Source organism: Polaromonas sp. P1_G1 (assembly GCF_056405595.1).
The window spans coordinates 1-19,350 of the sequence record NZ_JBFUBU010000010.1; the positions used below are offsets into that span (position 1 = coordinate 1).

The following is a 19,350-nucleotide window of genomic DNA, read 5'->3' on the forward strand; positions in this document are numbered from 1 at the left end:
GCAAGGAAATGGTCATGCCAGGCGATAACGTGTCGATCACCGTCAAGCTGATCAACCCGATCGCCATGGAAGAAGGTCTGCGCTTCGCCATCCGCGAAGGCGGCAAGACCGTCGGCGCCGGCGTCGTTGCCAAGATCATTGCGTAATTTCCGCAAACACTAAGGAATTACCATGGCCACCAAGCAAAAAATCCGCATCCGCCTGAAGGCGTTTGACTACAAGCTGATCGACCAGTCGGCAGCTGAAATCGTTGACACCGCCAAGCGCACCGGCGCGATTGTCAAGGGCCCCGTGCCCCTGCCAACCCGCATGAAGCGCTTCGACATCCTGCGTTCGCCCCACGTCAACAAGACGAGCCGCGACCAGCTGGAAATCCGCACGCACCAGCGTCTGATGGACATCGTGGACCCTACGGACAAAACCGTGGACGCCCTGATGAAGCTCGACCTGCCGGCCGGCGTGGACGTCGAAATCAAGTTGCAGTAAGCAAAAAACGGGGTTTCGGCCACAAGCCGGGCCCCAAATCGACAGGTTTTAGCCCGGGTTTGCCATTTTTGGCGACCTGGGCTATACTCTTGGGCTGTCCATTGCATGTTGGCTTCTTGCCTGCATGGATTGGGCGGTTTTATTAACTGTCTTTCACATCAAAACGTCTGCGGCCAATTGAAGTCGCAGCGGTGAAAGTTACGAAAGAACACATCATGAGTCTGAGCAACTCCCTCGGGTTGCTGGGCCGCAAAGTTGGCATGATGCGTCTGTTCACGGATGATGGGGACACAGTTCCTGTCACCGTGGTGGATGTATCGAACAACCGCGTGACCCAGGTTAAAACCGAAGCAAATGACGGCTACGATGCCCTTCAAGTGGCATTTGGCGCACGCAAAGCATCGCGCGTGACCAAGCCGGCCGCCGGCCACCTTGCGAAAGCAGGCGTTGAAGCTGGTGAAATCCTGAAAGAATTCCGCGTGACGGCTGACGTCGCAGGCAAGTACGCCGCCGGCACCGTTGTGCCCGCAGCCGATGTGTTTGCCGTGGGCCAGCTGGTGGACGTGCAGGGCACCTCCATCGGTAAAGGCTACGCCGGCACCATCAAGCGCCACAACATGAGCTCGCAACGCGCGTCGCACGGTAACAGCCGTTCGCACAACGTTCCCGGYTCYATCGGTATGGCGCARGAYCCMGGYCGYGTGTTTCCCGGTAARCGCATGACGGGCCATCTGGGCGACGTCACCGTGACCACGCAAAACCTGAACATCGTGCGCATCGACGAAGCCCGTCAATTGCTCATGATCCGCGGCGCTGTGCCTGGTTCCAAAGGTGGTTTTGTCACGGTTCGCGCCGCGATCAAGGCCAAGCCCGCCAACGCTGCTAAAGGAGCGAACTGATGCAGGTCGAACTCCTGAATGACCAAGGTCTGGCTTCGTCCAAAGTGGACGTGCCTGATACCGTGTTTGGTCGCGAATACAACGAAAGCCTGGTCCACCAGGTGGTCGTGGCCTTCCAGGCCAACGCCCGCCAAGGCACCCGCGCCCAGAAAGACCGTGAGCAGGTCCGCCACTCGACCAAGAAGCCTTTCAAACAAAAGGGCACCGGTCGCGCACGTGCTGGTATGACGTCTTCGCCCCTGTGGCGCGGCGGCGGTCGTATCTTCCCGAACATGCCTGACGAAAACTTCACGCAGAAGATCAACAAGAAGATGTATCGCGCCGGCATGGCCGCCATCTTCTCGCAGCTGGCCCGTGAAGGCCGCCTGGCTGTGGTTGATTCCCTGACCGTGGACTCGCCCAAGACCAAGGTCCTGGCCGACAAGTTCAAGGCCATGAACCTCAACTCGGTGCTGGTCATCGCTGATGAAGTTGATGAAAACCTGTACCTGGCTTCCCGCAACCTGGTGAACATCCTCGTGGTTGAGCCCCGTTACGCCGATCCGGTGTCGCTGGTCCACTACAAGAAGGTTCTGGTCACCAAGGCTGCCATGGACCAACTCAAGGAGATGTTCGCATGAGCGCCCGTAACCCATCTTCTCCAAAACTGAAATTCGACGAAGGCCGCCTGATGCAGGTCCTGGTCGCGCCCATCGTGTCCGAAAAGGCCACCATGATCGCGGACAAGACCAATGCCGTGACCTTCAAGGTGCTGCAGGATGCCACCAAATTTGAAATCAAGGCCGCCGTGCAATTGATGTTCAAGGTGGACGTCCAGTCGGTCGCCGTCCTGAACATCAAAGGCAAGACCAAGCGCTTTGGCAAGTCCATCGGCCGCCGCGACAACATTCGCAAGGCCTATGTGACGCTCAAGCCCGGTCAGGAACTCAACCTCGGTGGGGAGTCTGCGTAATGGCTGTCATTAAAATGAAACCCACCTCCCCCGGCATGCGCGGGATGGTGAAGATCTCCCGGGATCACCTGCACAAGGGTGAGCCTTACGCGCCGCTGCTGGAGCCACAATTCCAGAAGGCCGGCCGTAACAACAACGGGCACATCACGACGCGCCACAAAGGCGGCGGTCACAAGCACCACTACCGTGTGGTGGACTTCAAGCGCAACAAGGACGCCATTCCGGCCAAGGTCGAACGCATCGAGTACGACCCCAACCGCACGGCCCACATTGCCCTGCTCTGCTACGCCGACGGCGAGCGCACCTACATCATCGCCCCCCGCGGCCTTGAAGTCGGCGCCACGCTGGTGAGCGGTTCGGAAGCGCCGATTCGCGTCGGCAACACGCTGCCCATCCGCAACATCCCCGTGGGTTCCACCATCCATTGCATCGAGATGCAAATCGGCAAGGGCGCGCAAATCGCCCGTTCCGCCGGCACCTCGGCAACGCTGCTGGCCCGCGAAGGTACTTACGCCCAGGTGCGTATGCGCTCCGGTGAGGTTCGCAAGATCCACATCGAGTGCCGCGCCACCATCGGTGAAGTCGCCAACGAAGAACACAGCCTGCGCCGTCTCGGCAAGGCCGGTGTGAAGCGCTGGATGGGTATTCGCCCGACCGTTCGCGGTGTGGTGATGAACCCGGTTGACCACCCGCACGGCGGTGGTGAAGGCAAGACCGGCGAAGGCCGCCATCCTGTCGACCCATGGGGTAACCTGACCAAGGGCTACCGCACCCGCAACAACAAGCGCACGCAAGTGATGATTGTTTCGCGTCGCAAGAAGTAAGGCTAACCCATGACACGTTCACTCAAAAAAGGTCCGTTTGTCGACCATCATTTGGTAGCAAAAGCCGACAAGGCCGTTACCAACAAGGACAAAAAGCCGATCAAGACCTGGTCGCGTCGCTCCATGATCCTGCCCGAGTTCATCGGCCTGACCATCGCCGTCCACAACGGCAAGCAGCACGTACCTGTCTACATCACCGATCAAATGGTTGGCCACAAGCTGGGCGAGTTCGCACTCACCCGGACTTTCAAAGGTCATCCGGCTGACAAAAAAGTTGTGAGAAAGTAAGGAAAGACCATGGAAACACGTGCAACCCTCCGGGGCGTTCGTCTGTCGGTCGACAAGGGCCGTCTGGTCGCTGACCTGATCCGCGGCAAGAAAGTGGATCAAGCCCTCAACATCCTGAATTTCACGCAGAAAAAAGCTGCTGGAATCATCAAGAAGGTTGTGGAGTCCGCCATCGCCAACGCTGAACACAACGATGGTGCCGATATCGACGAACTGAAGGTGAAAACCATCTACGTCGAACAAGGCGCCACGCTCAAGCGTTTCTCCGCGCGCGCAAAAGGCCGCGGCAACAGCATCAGCAAACCCACGTGCCATGTGTACGTGGTGGTTGGCAACTAAAGGCAGCAGGATATGGGACAAAAAATCAACCCAACCGGGTTTCGCCTTGCAGTTAGCCGCAACTGGGCCAGCCGCTGGTACGCAAGCAACCGTGATTTCGCCGGCATGCTGGCCGAAGACATCAAGGTTCGCGAGTACCTCAAGGCCAAGCTCAAGAACGCCGCGGTTTCGCGCGTTCTGATCGAGCGCCCCGCCAAGAATGCCCGCATCACGATTTTCTCGGCACGTCCGGGCGTCGTGATCGGCAAAAAAGGCGAGGACATCGAGAACCTCAAGAAAGAACTGAGCCGCCAGCTGGGCGTGCCGGTCGCCGTGAACATCGAAGAAGTTCGCAAGCCTGAAATTGATGCCAAGCTTATCGCCGACAGCATCACGCAGCAGCTTGAGAAACGCATCATGTTCCGCCGTGCGATGAAGCGCGCCATGCAAAACGCCATGCGTCTGGGTGCCCTGGGCATCAAGATCATGTCGTCCGGCCGCCTCAACGGCATTGAAATCGCTCGCTGCGAGTGGTACCGCGAAGGCCGCGTGCCCCTCCACACCCTGCGCGCCGACATCGACTACGGCACCTCCGAAGCCAAGACCACCTATGGTGTGATCGGCGTCAAGGTCTGGGTCTACAAGGGCGACACGCTGGGCCGCAACGATGCGCCCGGCGCCAAGATGGTGGAAGTGCCTGACGAAGAACGCAAGCCGCGCGGCCCACGCCGTGATGCGCGTCCTGGTGATCGTCCAGGCAGCGACCGTCCTGCTCCACGTGGTGCTCGCGCACCGCGCGGCGCGACCAACACCGCACCTGCGGATGGAAGCGACAAGCCGGCTGAAGCTACCCCTGGTAGCGAAGCCCCGAAAACCACCGTTAAGCGCGTCCGTAAAGCCGCGCCAGCTGCAGCAGCTGACGGTGCCAAGACCGAGTAATCGGTCTATTAACGGAGAATCAAAATGCTGCAACCCGCTCGCAGAAAATACCGCAAAGAGCAAAAAGGCCGCAACACCGGCGTCGCAACCCGGGGTTCCTCGGTTGCGTTCGGTGACTTCGGTCTCAAATGCACCGACCGTGGTCGCCTGACTGCTCGTCAAATTGAAGCCGCACGCCGTGCGATTTCCCGTCACGTCAAACGTGGCGGCCGTATCTGGATCCGTGTCTTCCCGGACAAGCCGATTTCCCAAAAACCTGCTGAAGTGCGTATGGGTAACGGTAAAGGTAATCCAGAGTACTACGTGGCTGAAATCCAGCCCGGCAAGATCGTCTTTGAAATCGTCGGTGTGCCTGAAGAGCTGGCCCGCGAAGCGTTCCGCCTGGCATCCGCCAAGCTGCCGCTGCGCACCACCTTCGTCAGCCGCATGATCGGCCAGTAAGGGGAAATGACAATGACCAAATCTACTGAACTGCGCCAAAAAGACGTTGCCGGCCTGAAAACCGAAGTCAAAGAGCTGCAAAAAGCCCACTTTGGCCTGCGCATGCAAAAAGCCACGCAGCAACTGACCAACACTTCCACGCTGCGTTCCACGCGTCGCAGCATCGCTCGTGCCAAGACTATCCTGGCCGAAACCATCGTCAAGCAAGGAGCCAAAAAATGACGGAAGCTAAAAAATCCCTCAAGCGCACCTTGATYGGCAAGGTGGTGAGCGACAAGCGCGCCAAGACCGTGACGGTTCTGGTCGAGCGCCGTGTGAAGCACGAGCTCTACGGCAAGATCGTGTCCCTGTCCAGCAAGTACCACGCCCATGATGAAAAAGGCGAGTACCACACGGGTGACGTGATCGAGATCACCGAGAGCCGCCCGATCTCCAAGACCAAGAACTGGGTTGTGACCCGTCTGGTTGAAAAGGCTGTGATCGTTTAAGTCCCAGGTTACCTGGGGGCTGGCGTCAAGTCACTCTTTAAAAACGGCTCACCTCGGTGGGCCGTTTTTGTTTGTGCCGGCGTTTGCCCAACTGTGTACCGGCTGGGCATGACCTTCAAGCCTTCCGCGGTTTTTGCACAGTGAGCGCACGCTAGCCGCCTCCGCACTACACTGCGGGGGTTGATTTTCAACCCACCCATTATTTTTGAGGAGCACACCATGATCAAAGTAGGCGACACCCTTCCGGCCACCACCCTGATGGAATTTTCCGAAGTCGAAGGCAATGGCTGCAGCATCGGCCCGAACCCGGTCGACGTGGCCAAGGCCGCTGCCGGCAAGACCATTGCCCTGTTTGCCTTGCCCGGTGCGTTCACGCCCACCTGCTCGGCCAAGCATGTGCCCGGCTACCTCGAAAAATTCGCCGAGTTCAAGGCCGCGGGTGTCGACGAGATCTGGTGCCTCAGCGTCAACGACGCTTTTGTCATGGGCGCCTGGGCGCGCGACCAGAAGACCGGCGACAAGGTGCGCATGCTGGCCGACGGCAGCGCGGATTTCGCGAAAGCCGCCGGCCTGACACTGGACCTGACGGCGCGCGGCATGGGCCTGCGCAGCAACCGTTACTCCATGCTGGTCAAGGACGGCAAGGTCGCCAGCCTCAATGTAGAAGGCCCCGGCAAGTTTGAAGTCAGCGATGCGGCCACGCTGCTGGCACAAGCCAAGGGCTGAGGGCGGATTCTTCGCCACGAAAAAAGCCACCGCGCGCGAGCCCGGTGGCTTTTTCGTTTCCGCTTTGGGAAGTTACAAATCCACCTTGAGGTAATGCGCCCCCGCGATGGGGTTGTGATAGTAGGGCGGGATCTCGGCAAAGCCGAGTTCCGCGTACAGCGCACGCGCCGATTCCATGTCGTCCAGCGTGTCCAGCAGCACCGAGTGGTAACCCGCCACGCGCGCCGCGTCCAGGATGGCCTCCGCGAGCTGGCGGCCCAGGCCGAAGCGGCGAAAGGGTTTGCGCACATAGAGGCGCTTCATCTCGCCGGCGTTCGGATAATCGACCGAGTCCAGCGCGCGCAATGCGCAGCAACCGGCGACTTCGCCGTCCACCAGCGCCAGCAGCAGCGTGCCTTCGGGTTCATCGTATTCACCGGGCAGCTCGGCCAGTTCAGCCTCGAAGTTCTGGAAACACAGGTCCACGCCCAGCTGCTCCGCATACTCGCGAAAGACCAGCCGCGTCGCGGCCAGCTGCTCCGGCGTGTCGGGCGTGATGAACTGGATGGAAGGGCGTTGCACGGATCGGCGATGAAAAGTCGGCAACCAGTTTAACGTGGTTTGCCAGTGCCATCAGCCGCGGCGTCCGGTCCGCCGCAATGGGCAGACGGCCTCAGAACGCCGGCGCCGCCAGGGTGGAAACCCAGTAGGCCACGCCGCCGCAAATCGCCAGGATCAGCGCCGCAGCCACGCGCGACACCGTGTCGTCCCGCGAGGGTGGCGCTTGCACCACCAGTTCCTTGTCGCCGTGAAGCATGGCGCCCACGAGGTTGTGCTTGCGGCTCAGGTAGTAGACGATGGCCGCGATGTGCAGCAGTACCAGCGCCAGCAGCACCCATTTGCCGATGTTCTTGTGATAGTTGGTCGTCAGGCTGACGGTGGCGTTGGAGACAAAGCGCGTCAGCGGCCCGGCGAATGCGATCTCGTCGTCACTGAGCAGCCCCGTGCCGACCTGTGCCACCAGGAAACCCAGCATCGCGAACACCGACCCGGCGCCTATCGGGCTGTGCCCCACGCCGTGTTCCGGCTTGCCCTGGCCCTTGAGAKAGTTGATGACGCTCTGCGGCGCATAGATGAACGCGCCAAAACGCGACCAGCGCCCGCCCACCAGGCCCCAGACGATGCGAAACAGCAGCAAGGCCAGCACCGTGTAGCCAAAACGGAAGTGCCAGACCATGGCATTGCCGCCCACGGTGCCGGTGACGGCAAGGCCGATCACGCAGGCCACCAGCGCCCAATGGAAAAACCGCGTGGGCAGGTCCCACACACGCACCTTGTGCAAATTCTTGTTGGTGTACACGCTCACTCCTCGTTCATGTGGGTTGTTCTATGCCGGGCTTGTCTCCGGCCGCCTCGCTCGACTCTTGGTGCTTTCCCGTAGTGCATAAGTTCCTGCGGAACTTATCAGGTCTGGCTAAACTCAGCCACATGGCAACAAGCCCAGCGCGTTGCCATGCGTGTCACCGACCATATCCTAAAAAAACCTCACGAGGAAAACCATGAAACTTTTCGCCTGCATCGCAGCGGCCGCCACCCTGGTGGCTATCGCCGCTCCGGCCTCCGCGCAGTTTGCCAAACCCGAAGACGCCATCAAATACCGCCAGAGCGCGCTGTTTGTCATGAGCCAGCATTTCGGCCGGGTCGGTGCCATGGCCAACGGCCGTGTCCCTTTTGACGCCAAAGTCGCCGCCGAAAATGCCGACATCGTGGCTGACATGGCCAAGCTCCCGTGGGCCGGCTTCGCGCCAGGAACCGACAAGGGCGGCAACACCAAGGCCAAGCCAGAGATCTGGACCGAGCAGGCCAAGTTCAAGGAAGGCCATGAAAAGCTGGTCGCCGAAACCGCCAAGCTGGCCGCCGCCGCCAAAACCGGCAACCTCGACACCTTGAAGACGGCATTCGCTTCGACCGCCGGCACCTGCAAGGCTTGCCACGATTCTTTCCGCGCCCAGTAAAAAAAGCCCCCACGCTTTTCACTTCGTGTAATGCGCTGCCCCCCGAGGGGGCCGCTGCGCCTGCGGTCTGGCAAAGCCAGTCCCGCGGCCCCTGCTTGAAAAGATAGGACAACCGCACGGCGGTGAGCAACAAAAAAGCCGGTTCGTCTGAACCGGCTTTTCTTTTGGGGGAGGCAAAACGCTTCAGGTCTCGGCCAGCAGCTTTTCGATCAGCTGATGCAAGGCCGCGAAGTCCGGCTCCCCCACATACTGTTTGACGATCTCGCCGCGCTTGTTGACCAGGTAGGTCGTGGGCGTGAGCTGCACGTCGCCCCAGGCCTTGGCTACCGCGCCAGTGTTGTCGATGGCCACCTTGAAGGGCAGTTTGCGTGTTTCGGTGTAGTTGACGACGTAGCTGGGCGGGTCGTAGCTCATGGCCACGGCCAGGGTGTCGTAGCCCTGGCTTTTGTATTTGTTGTAGGTGGAAATGACCTTGGGCATCTCCGCCACGCAAGTCACGCAGCTGGTGGCCCAGAAATTGACGAGGGTGACCTTGCCTTTCAGGTCGGCTGTGGTTTTTTTGCTGCCGTCCAGCAGCACGAAGGTCGATTCAGGCGCTGCCTGCGTACCAGTGCACCCGGGCAGGCTGGCGAGCGCCGCCAGCGCCAAAACGCCGGCCAGCGCCATGCGGCATACTGTCCGGCTGGATGTCAATTTCATGGGAGACCTCATCATGCAACGTCGCAATTTTAACCAGGCCGGCGTCAGCGCGTTGGGCGCACTGATATTGGCCACCTACCACCAGGCCCACGCGCTGTCGCTGGGAGACCTGTCCGGCATCAGCAACGCCGATGCCAGCGCCGGCCTCAAAACCGCCCTCGAAAAGGGCGCCATCGCGGCCGTCGCCCTGCTGGGCAAGACGGATGGATTCCTCGGAAACCCAAAAGTTCGCATTCCTTTGCCCGGTTACCTCGAAGACGCGTCGAAACTGCTGAAAAACTTCGGCCAGGGCAAACGCATCGACGAGCTGGTCACTTCCATCAACCGCGCCGCCGAGGCAGCCGTGCCCATGGGCAAGGACCTGCTCGTCAACGCGGTGCGCACCATGAACGTGAACGACGCCAAGAACATCCTGACCGGCGGCGAGACCTCGGTCACCACTTTCTTCGCTGAAAAAACCCGCACGCCACTGGGCGTGAAATTCCTGCCCGTGGTGACCAAGGCAACCGAAAAAGTCGGGCTGGCCAACAAATACAACGAATTCGCCGGCAAGGCCGCCGGTTTCGGCCTGGTCAAAAAAGAAGACGCCAACATCCAGCAATACGTCACCGGCAAATCGCTGGACGGCCTCTACCTCATCATCGGCGAGGAAGAAAAGAAGATTCGCCAGGACCCTGTTGGCACCGGCAGTGCGATTCTCAAAAAAGTCTTTGGCTCGATGAAATAAAAAGTTCTAAGTTGGGCGCGGGGCAGCGCTGGGCCTGCGTTTTCTTTGAGATGAAAACGAAGCATTTACTTACATAGTGTTGGTAAATATGCCCACACGGGAAATGCCTTAAGGGGCGCGGCTGATAAACGTGATCTGATGTTGGCTGGTTGCAGCAACGATCAGGAGGACAGCAGCCGTGAAAACAACAACAGGGATGTTGGCGCGCGGCTATCGCGGCGGGCCATGGGCGCCGCTTCAGAAGGCAAGCGCGCACGCGGCAGCGCAGGCGACGTCGCGCGGGGCCGCAAGGGCTTCCGGCCTGGCGGGACTTCTGCTGGCGGCCGCGGTGCTCTGCGCATCCCACGCCGCCACTGCGGCACCTTTGCTCGATGAGCCCATACAGCCGGTCCCGCTGACGCTGAAGCAGGACCCGGCCCGCGCCGAAATCGGGCGGCAGCTGTTTCGCGATACCCGCCTCTCCGGTAATGGCCGCGTGTCCTGCGCCAGCTGCCACGACATCAGCAAGGGCGGCGGTGACGGGCGTGATCGTTCGGTGGGGCTCAACGGCGGGCTCACCAGCGTCAACGCCCCCACGGTGCTCAACGCCGCGCTCAATTTCAAGCAGTTCTGGAACGGCCGCGCCGAGTCGCTGGAAGCGCAAGCCGACCATGTCATGCAGAACCCGGTCGAGATGGGCTCGAAGTGGGAAGAGGTGGTCCAGAAGGTGTCGCAGGATCCCAAATACAAGAGCGCATTCGCCGCCGCGTACAAAGACGGCGTCACCAAGGTGAACATCCAGAATGCCATCGCCACTTTCGAGCGGACCCTGATCACGCCCAACTCGCGCTTTGATAAATACCTGCGCGGCGACCCCAATGCGATCTCCGCGCCCGAGAAAGCCGGCTATGCGAAGTTCAAGCAGTACGGATGTGTCGCCTGCCACCAGGGCGTCAACGTGGGCGGCAACATGTTCCAGAAATTCGGCGTCATGGGCGACTACTTCGCCAAGCGCGGCAATCCCACGGAAGCCGATCTCGGCCGCTACCTGGTCACCAAGGTCGAAAGCGACAAGTACGTCTTCAAGGTGCCCAGCCTGCGCAACATCGCGCTCACCGCGCCTTACTTCCATGATGCCTCGGCGAAAACCCTGGACGATGCCGTCGACATCATGTTTCGCTACCAGCTCGGCCGCGTCGCCTCCAAAGAGGACAAGGAGGCCATCATCCGTTTCCTCAACACCCTCACCGGTGAACTGGACGTCAAACCGTGAAAAAACCGAATCGACTGGCTTGGCTGCCGATGGCGGCGGTCACTGCCGTGCTGCTGTCCATCCTGGTGTTTCTTTACGCCAAAACCCAGAGCTTCGACGAGTCGCATTACTTTGAGGATATCGCCGTGCTGCGCCACCTGAAGCAGCTCGACGCGCAATGGGAGCTGGACGTGCTGAAGTCCAGGATAGGCATCAACACTCACTACGATGCACTGACCGACAACCAGGGCGAGATGGCCCGGCTCATGGAACAGCTCCGGTCGGAAGCGGAAACCCACAAGCACGATGCCCCTGCGCAGGCCGCCAAGCTGGCGGCGCTGCAACGCGCCGTCCAGGACAAGGCCGTCCTGATCGAGCAATTCAAATCCAACAACTCGGTGCTGCGCAACTCGCTGGCCTTTCTTCCCACCGCGGCGGAAGACGTCAAGCAGTCGCTAGTGCCGGGCCGCGGCGCCGCACAGCCGGCGTTTCTGCAGATCTCGGCGGGCGTGAACAGGCTTTTGCTCGCGAGCATGCTGTACAGCCAAAGCCCGACCGGCGACAGGGGCGCGGAGATACGGGACGAGCTAAGCCGGCTGGAGGGCGGCCTGCATCTTTTTCCGCCGGGCATCAGGGACAGGCTGGGCATCTTCAGCGCGCACATCCAGACCATTTTGCGCGAGCAGAAAACAGTCAATGAACTCCTCGTGGGCATTGCCGCGGCACCGACCGGAAAACTGCTCGATGAGGCCAGCGATGCCTTGACGGCCGAGCAGCAACAGGCCGGGGCGGAAGGCGAGCGTTACGGCCGCTACCTGCTGATTTTTTCAGCGGTGCTGGTGGCGCTGCTCCTCTACGCGGCGGTCGACCTCCTCAGCAGCCACTCCACCATTCAGCGCGTCAACCAGGAACTCCAGGGCGCCAATGAGACCCTGGAGCAGCGCGTGCAGGAGCGCACCATCGCGCTGAACGCCAGTGAAACGCAGCTGCACCAGATCACAGACACCGTGCCAGCCCTGATCGCCTATATCGACGCCGAACAGCGCTTCCAGTTCTACAACCTTGCTTATGAGGAACGCTTCGGCCTGAAGCGCGACCAGATCCATGGCAAGACCATGCGCGAGATGATGGGCCGCGAGCTCTACGAAAAGGAGCGCGGCAAGATCGAGGAGGCCCTGGACGGCTACGCGGCGCAGTATGACCGCACCCAGGAAAGCGCCGACGGCAAGCAACGCGACTACGTCATGCAGTACTTTCCGCGCTACGGCGAAGGCGAGGATGAGGGAAAGGTGCTCGGTTTTTATTCGCTGGGCACCGATGTGACCGAACTCAAGCGCATAGACCGCATGAAGAGCGAGTTCGTCTCCACCGTCAGCCATGAGCTGCGCACGCCTTTGACCTCCATACGCGGCTCGCTGGGCCTGATCGTCGGCGGCGTGGCCGGGGAGCTGCCGCCCATGGCCAAGAACCTCGTCGGCATCGCCACCAGCAATTGCGAGCGGCTCATCCGGCTGATCAACGACATCCTGGACAGCGAAAAAATCGAGTCCGGCAAGATGCGCTTCGACCTGCAGATCGTGGAACTGCAGCCCCTGCTGGCCCAGATCCTGACGGCCAATGAAGGCTTTGCGGGCCAGCACAACGTCAAGCTGGCCCTGGACGTCCAGGCCGATGCGGTGAAGGTCAGCGTCGACAGCGACCGGTTGACCCAGGCCCTCACCAACCTGATCTCCAATGCCGTGAAGTTCGCACCGGCGGAATCCTGTGTGTACGTCAGGCTGCTGCGCAGCGGCGGGCGGATCCGGGTCGAGGTCGCCGACAGYGGCCCCGGCATTCCCGAAGAGTTCCGAAAACGCATCTTCCAGAAGTTCTCACAGGCCGACACCTCGGACACCCGGCAAAAGGGCGGCACCGGCCTGGGCCTGAACATCTCGCGCGCCATTGTCGAGCGCATGAACGGCAGCGTGGGCTTCACCTCGCAAACCGGCGTGGGAACCGTTTTCTATTTTGAGCTGCCCGAAGCGCTTGCGCCACGGGTGGAGGAAGCCAGCATCGATGTCAACAGAAGCAAGCCCAGCGGGCCGCCCAGGCCCTTGATCTTGGTCTGCGAGGACGACCCCGACATCGCCCACCTGATCAACCTGATGCTCGACAAGGGCGGATTCGATTCGGACATGGTCTACCGCGCCGCGCAGGCCATGGAGCAGGTGGTGAAACGGCCTTATGCCGCCATGACGGTCGACCTGGGCCTGCCGGACCTGGACGGCATCAGCCTGATCCGCGCGCTGCGCCTCGAAGAGCGCACGCGGGAATTGCCCATCGTGGTGGTGTCGGCCAACGCCGAAGCCGGCGAACTCGAATTCAACAACCAGCCGCTCGCGGTGTCGACCTGGCTTGAAAAGCCCATCGACGAAAACAAGCTGATCCTGAGCCTGCAGCGCGCCATTGCCAACATGGCCGAAGGCCGGCCGCGCATCCTGCATGTCGAGGACGACCTGGACATCCAGCGCATCGCCGCCACCATCGCCCAGGACTTCGCGACCTTTGAATTTGCCGGCAGCCTGCAGGAGGCGCGCGAACAGCTCGGCAAGCATCACTACGACCTGGTGCTGCTGGACCTGACCTTGAAAGACGGTTCGGGCTGGGAGCTGCTGGACACGATAGAAGCGCTGAACCCCGCGCCGCCGGTGGTGGTGTTTTCCGCGAGCGACGAGGTCGCCACGGAAACCCAGCGCGTCGAAGCCGTGCTGGTGAAGGCCTACACCTCCAACAACCAGCTGCTGCGCACCTTGCAGCGCGTGCTCGACGAAAGCCTGTGGGGCACGGTGCACCCGCTGCTGACCATAGACCCACCCCCGTCCAGGCTCACTGACGTGTAGCCTGTTCCCCCCTCAAGGGGGCGGCGCCTGCGGTCTGGCAAAGCCAGTCCCGCGGCTCCCACTTGGATATGACATTACCATTCCTCTCCATGGCCCACTTCGCCCATACCTACCGCTACGCCGAACCTTCGTCACTGGACTTTTCCAGGGGGGCGCACATCAGGCTGGCCACCTCGTCCCCTGGCACAAGCCCCCACCCTCATTTCTTTGACGGCGTGCTGCACCAGCCCCAACTGGCCGCGCAGTTGCTCAGCGCTGTGCACCTGCTGGTGGGCTCACGCTTTTTCACGCCGGCCAACAGCGTGGGCCTGGCGATTGCGCTGGCCGATCCCGTGGTCACATCCGGCGGCGGCATGTTGCGCCTGGAAGGTTTCTCGGCCTGTTGCAGCACTTACATACGGGTGGACCTGGAGCCGCAGGCCTATGCAGGAGACGTCGTCGGCAGGGGAACGACCAATATCGACTTCAACGCTCCCATGCGCGCCGCGCTGGCCAAGGTACGGGATGCCGATGGCTTGGCGCTGTCGGTCGGCAGCACCGAGTTCGCGCTGCGCACGGCGGGCGCCTCGGTGACGGAGAAAAAAGTGGAGCTGCCCCTGCGCTGGTTGCGCAGCATGGTGGCCGTGCAGGCATATCAGGCCGCCATGCACAAGGTGTTTGAAGTGGACGCCATCCCTGCCTTGCGTTTTTTGCGCGGCCTGCCCAAAGCCTCCACCAGTAAGACACCGCTCTGGGTGACGGCCGGCCCGCAAGGCTTGCGAACCACCACGCAGGGTGGTGGCGCCGGTGTGCGCTTTACCGACAGCACCCGCTTGCGTGTGCTGGAAAGCCTGTTACCCAAGGCCAAAACCTTGACTTTGTACGCCGACGCCCAACAGCAGGCCAACGCCTGGTGCCTGGACTTTGGAAACATGCGGCTGACGCTGGTGCTCAGCGCCGAGGTCTGGCGAGGGTTCTCGGGGGAGGGCCAGGCGCTGCACGCGCTCGCGCTGGCGGATGAGCGCCGTCCCGTCTCCGCAGTGCGTGCGCAACTCAACTGGCAAGATGCCTTGCGTCCGGGCGCACTGGCCGAGCAATTGCAATGGCCGGTGTCCGATGTGGACAACGCCTTGCAAGTGCTGGGCGTGGCAGGCCTGGTTGGGTTTGACCTGGCGCACAGTGCCTACTTTCACCGGGTGTTGCCCTTTGACTTGAGCCTCCTGGAAGACATGTCACCCCGCTTGGCCGACGCCCGCGCGCTCCTGCGTGAGGGGGCGGTGCATCTGGTGTCCGCCGCACCGCTGGAAGCTCTTGTGCGCAGCGCCGACGTGAGCTACCGCGTGCGAGAGGTGGACGGCCTGATGCGCTGCACCTGTCCCTGGTTCGCCAGGCACCAGGGTGAACGCGGCCCGTGCAAACACGTGTTGGCCGCGCAGGCCGCGCTGAACTTGAACCCTTCCGAGTCCCCACAGAACGATGCCAGAAACTGATCCACAGCCCGCCCGCGATTCGCCGCTCGAAGTTCGCATATTGGCCGGCGACATCACCGGAGTGATGGACCTGATCGATGCCATGGACCCCGCCGAACGTGCCGTCAACCTGCGGGTGGTGGAGCGGCTGGTGCACGCGCGCTGGCGCATGCTCAAGGCCTTGGACAAGCATCAGGCCAACCGCTTGTTTCGCGCCATTGACCTGGCCCGTTTCCTGTGCTCCTCCGAGCATCCACCGGCAGACTACTGGATGCACATCGGCGTGCAGGACATTGCGGCCTTCAGGCGACGCTACAAGCCCGCGCCGTCAAGCCAGCCCATTGAGAAGCAACTGCGCGGCGAGCACAACTGGCACTACCGGCGCCATGTTCACCGCGCCATCGTCGCCGGGCTGATCGAGCGGCCGCAAACCGATGAGTACGTGCAAGCGCTCTTTTTTGGGGACTTGCGGGCCGAGTCCAACATTGTCCTCAAGCATGTGGACGCAGACCCGGGCTTGGCCCCGTATCTGCTGCAATTGTTTGACCATGAGGGCACATCGGATGGCAGCTTTGCAGCCGTTGAAAAATATTGCCACGACCCGCTGTTGACCTGGACCCAGACCTTCCTGACCCTGTGCGAACGCGGCGTCTATACACGGACCCAGTTACTGGATAAAACCTTGGGCGCCCTGGCCTGCGACTGGCCGCAGTTCAAGTCCGGCTGGTTCTCGCGCTTCCACGAGAGCCTCGCCCCCACCGTGGACGAAATGGCCGTCTTTGCCCCTCGCTACCTGGCGCTGTGCCATAGCCGCATTGCGCCCACCGTGGGCCTGGCCATGGATGCCCTTCCACGCTTGTACAAGGACGGCCATATAGACGACGCGCAGGTTTGTGAGGCCCTGCAGCCCGTGGTGACCTCCGCAATCAAGGGCCGCGTGCTGTCGGGGCTGGAGCTGTTGGGCCAGGTGGTGAAGAACACGCCCGCGCGTGCCGCGAGCATCAGCGCCATGGCCGCGCACGCCCTGGCTCACACGGCGCCGGACGTGCAAAAAAAGACCATCGCTTGTTTGCAAAACTGGGGACTGGACGCTGCAGGCCAGGAAGTGGCGCGAGGCTACCTGCCGTTTGTGGCGGCCGTCAACCAGGCCGCGCTGGGCAAGCTGGTGGGCAGTGCGGGAGCCGCTGTCACGACAACCACGAGCGCACCGGCAGGCGACGGTTTATCCGCCCCTTCATTGCCTTCGGCGCCTGCCAGGCTCTCGCCGCTTGATGCCAGCCGCGCATTGCAACCCCTGTTACACGTGGCCGACCTGGTCGAGCGCCTGGCCTACGCGCTGGAAAACCCGGCCGATGTGGACGAGTGGGAGCGCGTGGCGGAAGCGTTGGTGCGCCTGGCCCCGATACCCGCAGCAGACCAGGCTGCGTTCCTGGCTTTGAAGAAGCGCGCCAGGCGCCTGGAATGGGATAACAAGCCACTGGGCTTTGCGCTGGCCCAGCTCATGGCCTGCGCATTGGGCGGCGAGGCCATTGCCACAGAGCCAATGGCCTCGGCGGGGGCGGCCGAGTCTGGCCTCAAGGCCGGCACACATCGCTTCATTGCCCAGCGCACGCTCAGCCTGATGGCGCAAGCGGCTGCCGGCCTGGGCCTGGCACCTCTTTCAGCACCCACACACCGTGGGGGCTTCATAGACCCCAGGCAGCTGGTGGCACGCCTCGCGGCCTGCCAGCAGGCGGGCACGGCCTTGCCTCTGTCCGAGCCGGTGTTTGCATTGATGCGCCTGGTGCCCGCCAGCATGGACCCGGACGCCGCCCGCGAAGCGTTGCAACAGGCGCGTTCGCTGAAGGATCAGCCTGTGGTGCAAGCCCTGCGCTATGCGCTGGGGGACACAGTGATCGTGCCGCATGATGCCGTTGCGCAAACGTTGTTCGTGGCCGCCGCCCGCACACGCTCGCCCGGCACGGACGATGCGCTCACGCTCGCAGCGTTCGGCAGCGTGGGACCCAATGGCCCCGCCGCCGCGCAACTGGACTGGCATGTCAGCAGCAGTGAGCCCAGCGAAGCCGGCTACGTGTTCCACACCCTGTATGTCACCTGTATGCCCGAGCTGCGGCCGGCAGATCAGCACCACTACGGTATTGCCCTGTGTGCCAAACACCTGACGCACGAGCGCTGGCAAACCGAACTCGACGCATCGACCATTCGCTTTGCCGCCAGCCTGCAGCCCGCCAACCTGGAACCATTCTTTGCGGAAGGCGCACGTGCCTTGGGCAACAATATGGATTGGTGGGAAGCGGAGTGGCAAAACCGCGCCTACCTGGACGTACTGCTGCAGCCCACCACGCCCATGACGCCGATGGCATGCCTGCTGCTGGCTGTGGGCCTGGCCGGCAAAGAGCCGGGACAGACGGCGCTGGCGGTAGACGCGTTGGCGCGCAGCGTGCAAGACGGGCGTCTGAACGTGACGGCCATGGGCAAGACTTTGGCGCGCTTGTGGGCCGCGCCGCTGGTCAAAGGCCCGCGTCTGGGAAAGAGTCTGGCAGCCGCCGCGCAGGCCCAGGCCGCCATGCCCGCCGCCGTGTTCGCGCTGCTGTGCGCCATGGCAGAGGTGCAGCCCGACGCACCGCGCAAAGACCTGTCGCCACTACTGGAGCTGTTGCTGGAACTTAAGCTGGCGCAGGGCCTGGCTTTGCCGGCCACCACGCGTACGGCACTGCAGGCCATGCGCCTGAGCGGCAAAAGCAAACTCGCCGTAAAAGAAATCCTGAGCTAAACATTGGTACACCCCCGTCCAGGCTCATGTAATTGGTACACCCCTGTCCAAGCTCACTGCGTGTAGCTTGTTCTCCCCTCAAGGGGACGGCGCCTGCGGTCTGGCAAAGCCAGTCCCGCGGCCCCAACTGGTGCGGAACTGGGCGCGACGGTTAAGGTGGGCTCTTTAACCCAGCAGGGGCCGCGGAACCGGCTTTGCCGGGCCGCAGGCGCAGCGGCCCCCTCGGGGGGCAGGGAGCTACACGAAGTGAGCGACCGTGGGGGCCTTTTACTTCTTTTGAGTGGAGCGGTAGACCTGCATCACCGTCGCGAAGTCGCGGTCGAAATTGATCGGCAAGAAAGTGTCGTTGCCGGGCAGCTGCTTCTTCAGCGTGGGCGAGAAGCTGTAGCTGAACGAGCACTTCTTGACCCGGGCTTGCAGCTCCGGCGACACCTCTTTGTTCATGGTCCAGGTTTCCGTCATGAAAGGCGGGCTTTCCCAGATCGTGCGTATGCTCGATCCCTTGACGTCGCCCTTCACGACCATGCGCTGGTACAAATCGCTGGCCACCGCCGCGGCGGGGTAGAAGCCGTGCATCACGCCCGTCACCGAGCGCTCATGGCCGTTGGAGAAAACCACTTCGTAGTCCTTGTCCGGCGTCAGGCCCAGGGCCGGGAACAGCGCGCGCGGCGCCAGGTTGCCCGAATTGGAGGTCGGCGTGGTGTGCGCGATCTTTTTGCCCACCAGGTCCTTGGGTTCCCGGTACGGGCTGTCGATGCGCGTGATCAGGATCAGCTTGTAGGAATTGCGCTGGCCCGTCGCCTTGTTGCCCGGCACCGCGAAGGGCGCAGCCTGCCCGGCGGTCACCATCTGCGCGGCCAGGCCGGGGTTCACTTGCCCGATCTGGGCCTTGCCGGTCGAAAGGGCCTCGATCAGCTCCTTCTCGCCCAGGATGTCCACGTTGCTGGTGCGCTCCAGCGAATCGCCCTGGGCGTTCTGCAGCTCCACATTGGCGCAGCGCGACAGGTGGCTGAAGTAGTCGCCCCACAAGGCCATGGTTTCGGTCTTGCCGTAGGTTTTGGGCATGGCCACCACCATTTTTTCGCGCGGGCCTGAAAACTTTTCGGCTGCCGGCGCGGCGGCAGCTTTTGTTTTGGGGGGGCGCGGGTTCTCGGTCTGCGCCACGGTGGAACCCAGAGCCAGGGCTGTGCCTGCCAGCACCGCCGCATTACGCCAATAAACCGTCATCATGTCGTTCA

At 62.1% G+C, this 19,350-nt stretch carries 23 protein-coding genes; 19 read left to right on the plus strand and 4 right to left on the minus strand.

Translation table 11 applies throughout. From position 1 onward, the window contains the following. The 13 genes from AC1D1Y_RS06345 to AC1D1Y_RS06405 all read left to right on the plus strand — a co-directional run. The coding region (locus AC1D1Y_RS06345; protein WP_477680957.1) for an EF-Tu C-terminal domain-related protein at positions 1–146 on the plus strand (146 nt) is incomplete at its 5' end. Between the two features lie 25 nt (positions 147–171). Beyond that, positions 172–486, plus strand: coding sequence for a 30S ribosomal protein S10 (gene rpsJ / locus AC1D1Y_RS06350; RefSeq protein ID WP_007838118.1), 315 nt, complete (start codon positions 172–174; stop codon positions 484–486). Between the two features lie 215 nt (positions 487–701). Further along, positions 702–1,385, plus strand: a complete 684-nt coding sequence (gene rplC, locus AC1D1Y_RS06355) for a 50S ribosomal protein L3 (protein WP_436155803.1) — start codon at positions 702–704, stop codon at positions 1,383–1,385. Then, positions 1,385–2,005, plus strand: coding sequence for a 50S ribosomal protein L4 (rplD, locus tag AC1D1Y_RS06360; RefSeq protein ID WP_436155804.1), 621 nt, complete (start codon positions 1,385–1,387; stop codon positions 2,003–2,005). Before rplC ends, rplD begins: the two co-directional genes overlap by 1 nt. Then, a complete protein-coding gene (gene rplW, locus AC1D1Y_RS06365) occupies positions 2,002–2,337 on the plus strand; it encodes a 50S ribosomal protein L23 (protein WP_411881975.1) in 336 nt (111 codons plus the stop codon). Before rplD ends, rplW begins: the two co-directional genes overlap by 4 nt. Further along, on the plus strand, positions 2,337–3,161 hold the full coding sequence (rplB, locus tag AC1D1Y_RS06370; protein WP_092130383.1) for a 50S ribosomal protein L2: 825 nt from the start codon (positions 2,337–2,339) through the stop codon (positions 3,159–3,161). Before rplW ends, rplB begins: the two co-directional genes overlap by 1 nt. 9 nt (positions 3,162–3,170) lie before the next feature. Then, complete coding sequence (gene rpsS, locus AC1D1Y_RS06375; protein ID WP_007866503.1) at positions 3,171–3,449, plus strand: 30S ribosomal protein S19; 279 nt, start codon at positions 3,171–3,173, stop codon at positions 3,447–3,449. 9 nt (positions 3,450–3,458) lie between these two features. After that, on the plus strand, positions 3,459–3,788 hold the full coding sequence (gene rplV, locus AC1D1Y_RS06380) for a 50S ribosomal protein L22 (protein ID WP_007866508.1): 330 nt from the start codon (positions 3,459–3,461) through the stop codon (positions 3,786–3,788). A gap of 12 nt (positions 3,789–3,800) precedes the next feature. Then, entirely contained in the window at positions 3,801–4,706 is a 906-nt protein-coding gene (gene rpsC / locus AC1D1Y_RS06385; protein WP_007866518.1) for a 30S ribosomal protein S3, read from the plus strand. A 24-nt stretch (positions 4,707–4,730) separates the two neighbouring features. Then, complete coding sequence (gene rplP / locus AC1D1Y_RS06390) at positions 4,731–5,147, plus strand: 50S ribosomal protein L16 (protein ID WP_007866520.1); 417 nt, start codon at positions 4,731–4,733, stop codon at positions 5,145–5,147. 12 nt (positions 5,148–5,159) lie between these two features. After that, entirely contained in the window at positions 5,160–5,369 is a 210-nt protein-coding gene (gene rpmC, locus AC1D1Y_RS06395) for a 50S ribosomal protein L29 (protein WP_011481236.1), read from the plus strand. Then, positions 5,366–5,635 (plus strand): 30S ribosomal protein S17, encoded by a 270-nt coding sequence (gene rpsQ / locus AC1D1Y_RS06400; RefSeq protein ID WP_092130381.1) that lies wholly within the window; start codon positions 5,366–5,368, stop codon positions 5,633–5,635. The genes rpmC and rpsQ overlap by 4 nt, the downstream gene beginning before the upstream one ends. A gap of 219 nt (positions 5,636–5,854) precedes the next feature. Next, a complete protein-coding gene (locus AC1D1Y_RS06405) occupies positions 5,855–6,361 on the plus strand; it encodes a redoxin family protein (RefSeq protein WP_477681601.1) in 507 nt (168 codons plus the stop codon). A 72-nt stretch (positions 6,362–6,433) separates the two neighbouring features. Here AC1D1Y_RS06405 and AC1D1Y_RS06410 read toward each other — a convergent pair whose 3' ends face one another. Next, positions 6,434–6,922 carry a GNAT family N-acetyltransferase gene (locus AC1D1Y_RS06410; protein ID WP_477681602.1) on the minus strand — a complete coding sequence of 163 codons (489 nt, stop codon included), beginning with the start codon at positions 6,920–6,922 and terminating at the stop codon, positions 6,434–6,436. A gap of 91 nt (positions 6,923–7,013) precedes the next feature. Next, on the minus strand, positions 7,014–7,700 hold the full coding sequence (locus AC1D1Y_RS06415) for a cytochrome b/b6 domain-containing protein (protein WP_477681603.1): 687 nt from the start codon (positions 7,698–7,700) through the stop codon (positions 7,014–7,016). 199 nt (positions 7,701–7,899) lie between these two features. Between AC1D1Y_RS06415 and AC1D1Y_RS06420 the strand changes: the two genes are divergently transcribed. Further along, positions 7,900–8,355, plus strand: coding sequence for a c-type cytochrome (locus AC1D1Y_RS06420; protein ID WP_477681604.1), 456 nt, complete (start codon positions 7,900–7,902; stop codon positions 8,353–8,355). A 183-nt stretch (positions 8,356–8,538) separates the two neighbouring features. Here AC1D1Y_RS06420 and AC1D1Y_RS06425 read toward each other — a convergent pair whose 3' ends face one another. Next, positions 8,539–9,021 carry a TlpA disulfide reductase family protein gene (locus tag AC1D1Y_RS06425; RefSeq protein ID WP_477681689.1) on the minus strand — a complete coding sequence of 161 codons (483 nt, stop codon included), beginning with the start codon at positions 9,019–9,021 and terminating at the stop codon, positions 8,539–8,541. 46 nt (positions 9,022–9,067) lie between these two features. Here AC1D1Y_RS06425 and AC1D1Y_RS06430 point away from each other — a divergent pair, with 46 nt between their 5' ends. The 5 genes from AC1D1Y_RS06430 (at position 9,068) to AC1D1Y_RS06450 (ending at position 18,112) form a co-directional block, all read left to right on the plus strand. Beyond that, on the plus strand, positions 9,068–9,781 hold the full coding sequence (locus AC1D1Y_RS06430; RefSeq protein ID WP_477681605.1) for a DUF4197 domain-containing protein: 714 nt from the start codon (positions 9,068–9,070) through the stop codon (positions 9,779–9,781). 178 nt (positions 9,782–9,959) lie between these two features. Beyond that, positions 9,960–11,033, plus strand: a complete 1,074-nt coding sequence (locus AC1D1Y_RS06435; protein ID WP_477681606.1) for a cytochrome-c peroxidase — start codon at positions 9,960–9,962, stop codon at positions 11,031–11,033. Then, entirely contained in the window at positions 11,030–13,891 is a 2,862-nt protein-coding gene (locus AC1D1Y_RS06440; RefSeq protein WP_477681607.1) for a DAHL domain-containing protein, read from the plus strand. The genes AC1D1Y_RS06435 and AC1D1Y_RS06440 overlap by 4 nt, the downstream gene beginning before the upstream one ends. Before the next feature lie 68 nt (positions 13,892–13,959). Continuing rightward, a complete protein-coding gene (locus AC1D1Y_RS06445) occupies positions 13,960–15,360 on the plus strand; it encodes an SWIM zinc finger family protein (RefSeq protein WP_477681608.1) in 1,401 nt (466 codons plus the stop codon). Continuing rightward, positions 15,347–18,112 carry a DUF6493 family protein gene (locus AC1D1Y_RS06450; RefSeq protein ID WP_477681609.1) on the plus strand — a complete coding sequence of 922 codons (2,766 nt, stop codon included), beginning with the start codon at positions 15,347–15,349 and terminating at the stop codon, positions 18,110–18,112. The genes AC1D1Y_RS06445 and AC1D1Y_RS06450 overlap by 14 nt, the downstream gene beginning before the upstream one ends. 267 nt (positions 18,113–18,379) lie before the next feature. On the opposite strand, the gene phnD is transcribed toward AC1D1Y_RS06450, so the two are convergent. After that, complete coding sequence (phnD, locus tag AC1D1Y_RS06455) at positions 18,380–19,342, minus strand: phosphate/phosphite/phosphonate ABC transporter substrate-binding protein (protein ID WP_477681610.1); 963 nt, start codon at positions 19,340–19,342, stop codon at positions 18,380–18,382. Positions 19,343–19,350: the final 8 nt, after the last annotated feature.

What these genes read in the sequence shown, in the direction of transcription:
- rpsJ (WP_007838118.1), top strand. Translation starts at nt 172, where the DNA reads ATGGCCACCAAGCAAAAAATCCGCATCCGCCTGAAGGCGTTTGACTAC.
- rplD (WP_436155804.1), top strand. Translation starts at nt 1,385, where the DNA reads ATGCAGGTCGAACTCCTGAATGACCAAGGTCTGGCTTCGTCCAAAGTG.
- rplW (WP_411881975.1), top strand. Translation starts at nt 2,002, where the DNA reads ATGAGCGCCCGTAACCCATCTTCTCCAAAACTGAAATTCGACGAAGGC.
- rplB (WP_092130383.1), top strand. Translation starts at nt 2,337, where the DNA reads ATGGCTGTCATTAAAATGAAACCCACCTCCCCCGGCATGCGCGGGATG.
- rpsS (WP_007866503.1), top strand. Translation starts at nt 3,171, where the DNA reads ATGACACGTTCACTCAAAAAAGGTCCGTTTGTCGACCATCATTTGGTA.
- rplV (WP_007866508.1), top strand. Translation starts at nt 3,459, where the DNA reads ATGGAAACACGTGCAACCCTCCGGGGCGTTCGTCTGTCGGTCGACAAG.
- rpsC (WP_007866518.1), top strand. Translation starts at nt 3,801, where the DNA reads ATGGGACAAAAAATCAACCCAACCGGGTTTCGCCTTGCAGTTAGCCGC.
- rplP (WP_007866520.1), top strand. Translation starts at nt 4,731, where the DNA reads ATGCTGCAACCCGCTCGCAGAAAATACCGCAAAGAGCAAAAAGGCCGC.
- rpmC (WP_011481236.1), top strand. Translation starts at nt 5,160, where the DNA reads ATGACCAAATCTACTGAACTGCGCCAAAAAGACGTTGCCGGCCTGAAA.
- AC1D1Y_RS06405 (WP_477681601.1), top strand. Translation starts at nt 5,855, where the DNA reads ATGATCAAAGTAGGCGACACCCTTCCGGCCACCACCCTGATGGAATTT.
- AC1D1Y_RS06420 (WP_477681604.1), top strand. Translation starts at nt 7,900, where the DNA reads ATGAAACTTTTCGCCTGCATCGCAGCGGCCGCCACCCTGGTGGCTATC.
- AC1D1Y_RS06425 (WP_477681689.1), bottom strand. Translation starts at nt 9,021, where the DNA reads ATGGCGCTGGCCGGCGTTTTGGCGCTGGCGGCGCTCGCCAGCCTGCCC.
- AC1D1Y_RS06430 (WP_477681605.1), top strand. Translation starts at nt 9,068, where the DNA reads ATGCAACGTCGCAATTTTAACCAGGCCGGCGTCAGCGCGTTGGGCGCA.
- AC1D1Y_RS06445 (WP_477681608.1), top strand. Translation starts at nt 13,960, where the DNA reads ATGACATTACCATTCCTCTCCATGGCCCACTTCGCCCATACCTACCGC.
- AC1D1Y_RS06450 (WP_477681609.1), top strand. Translation starts at nt 15,347, where the DNA reads ATGCCAGAAACTGATCCACAGCCCGCCCGCGATTCGCCGCTCGAAGTT.
- phnD (WP_477681610.1), bottom strand. Translation starts at nt 19,342, where the DNA reads ATGATGACGGTTTATTGGCGTAATGCGGCGGTGCTGGCAGGCACAGCC.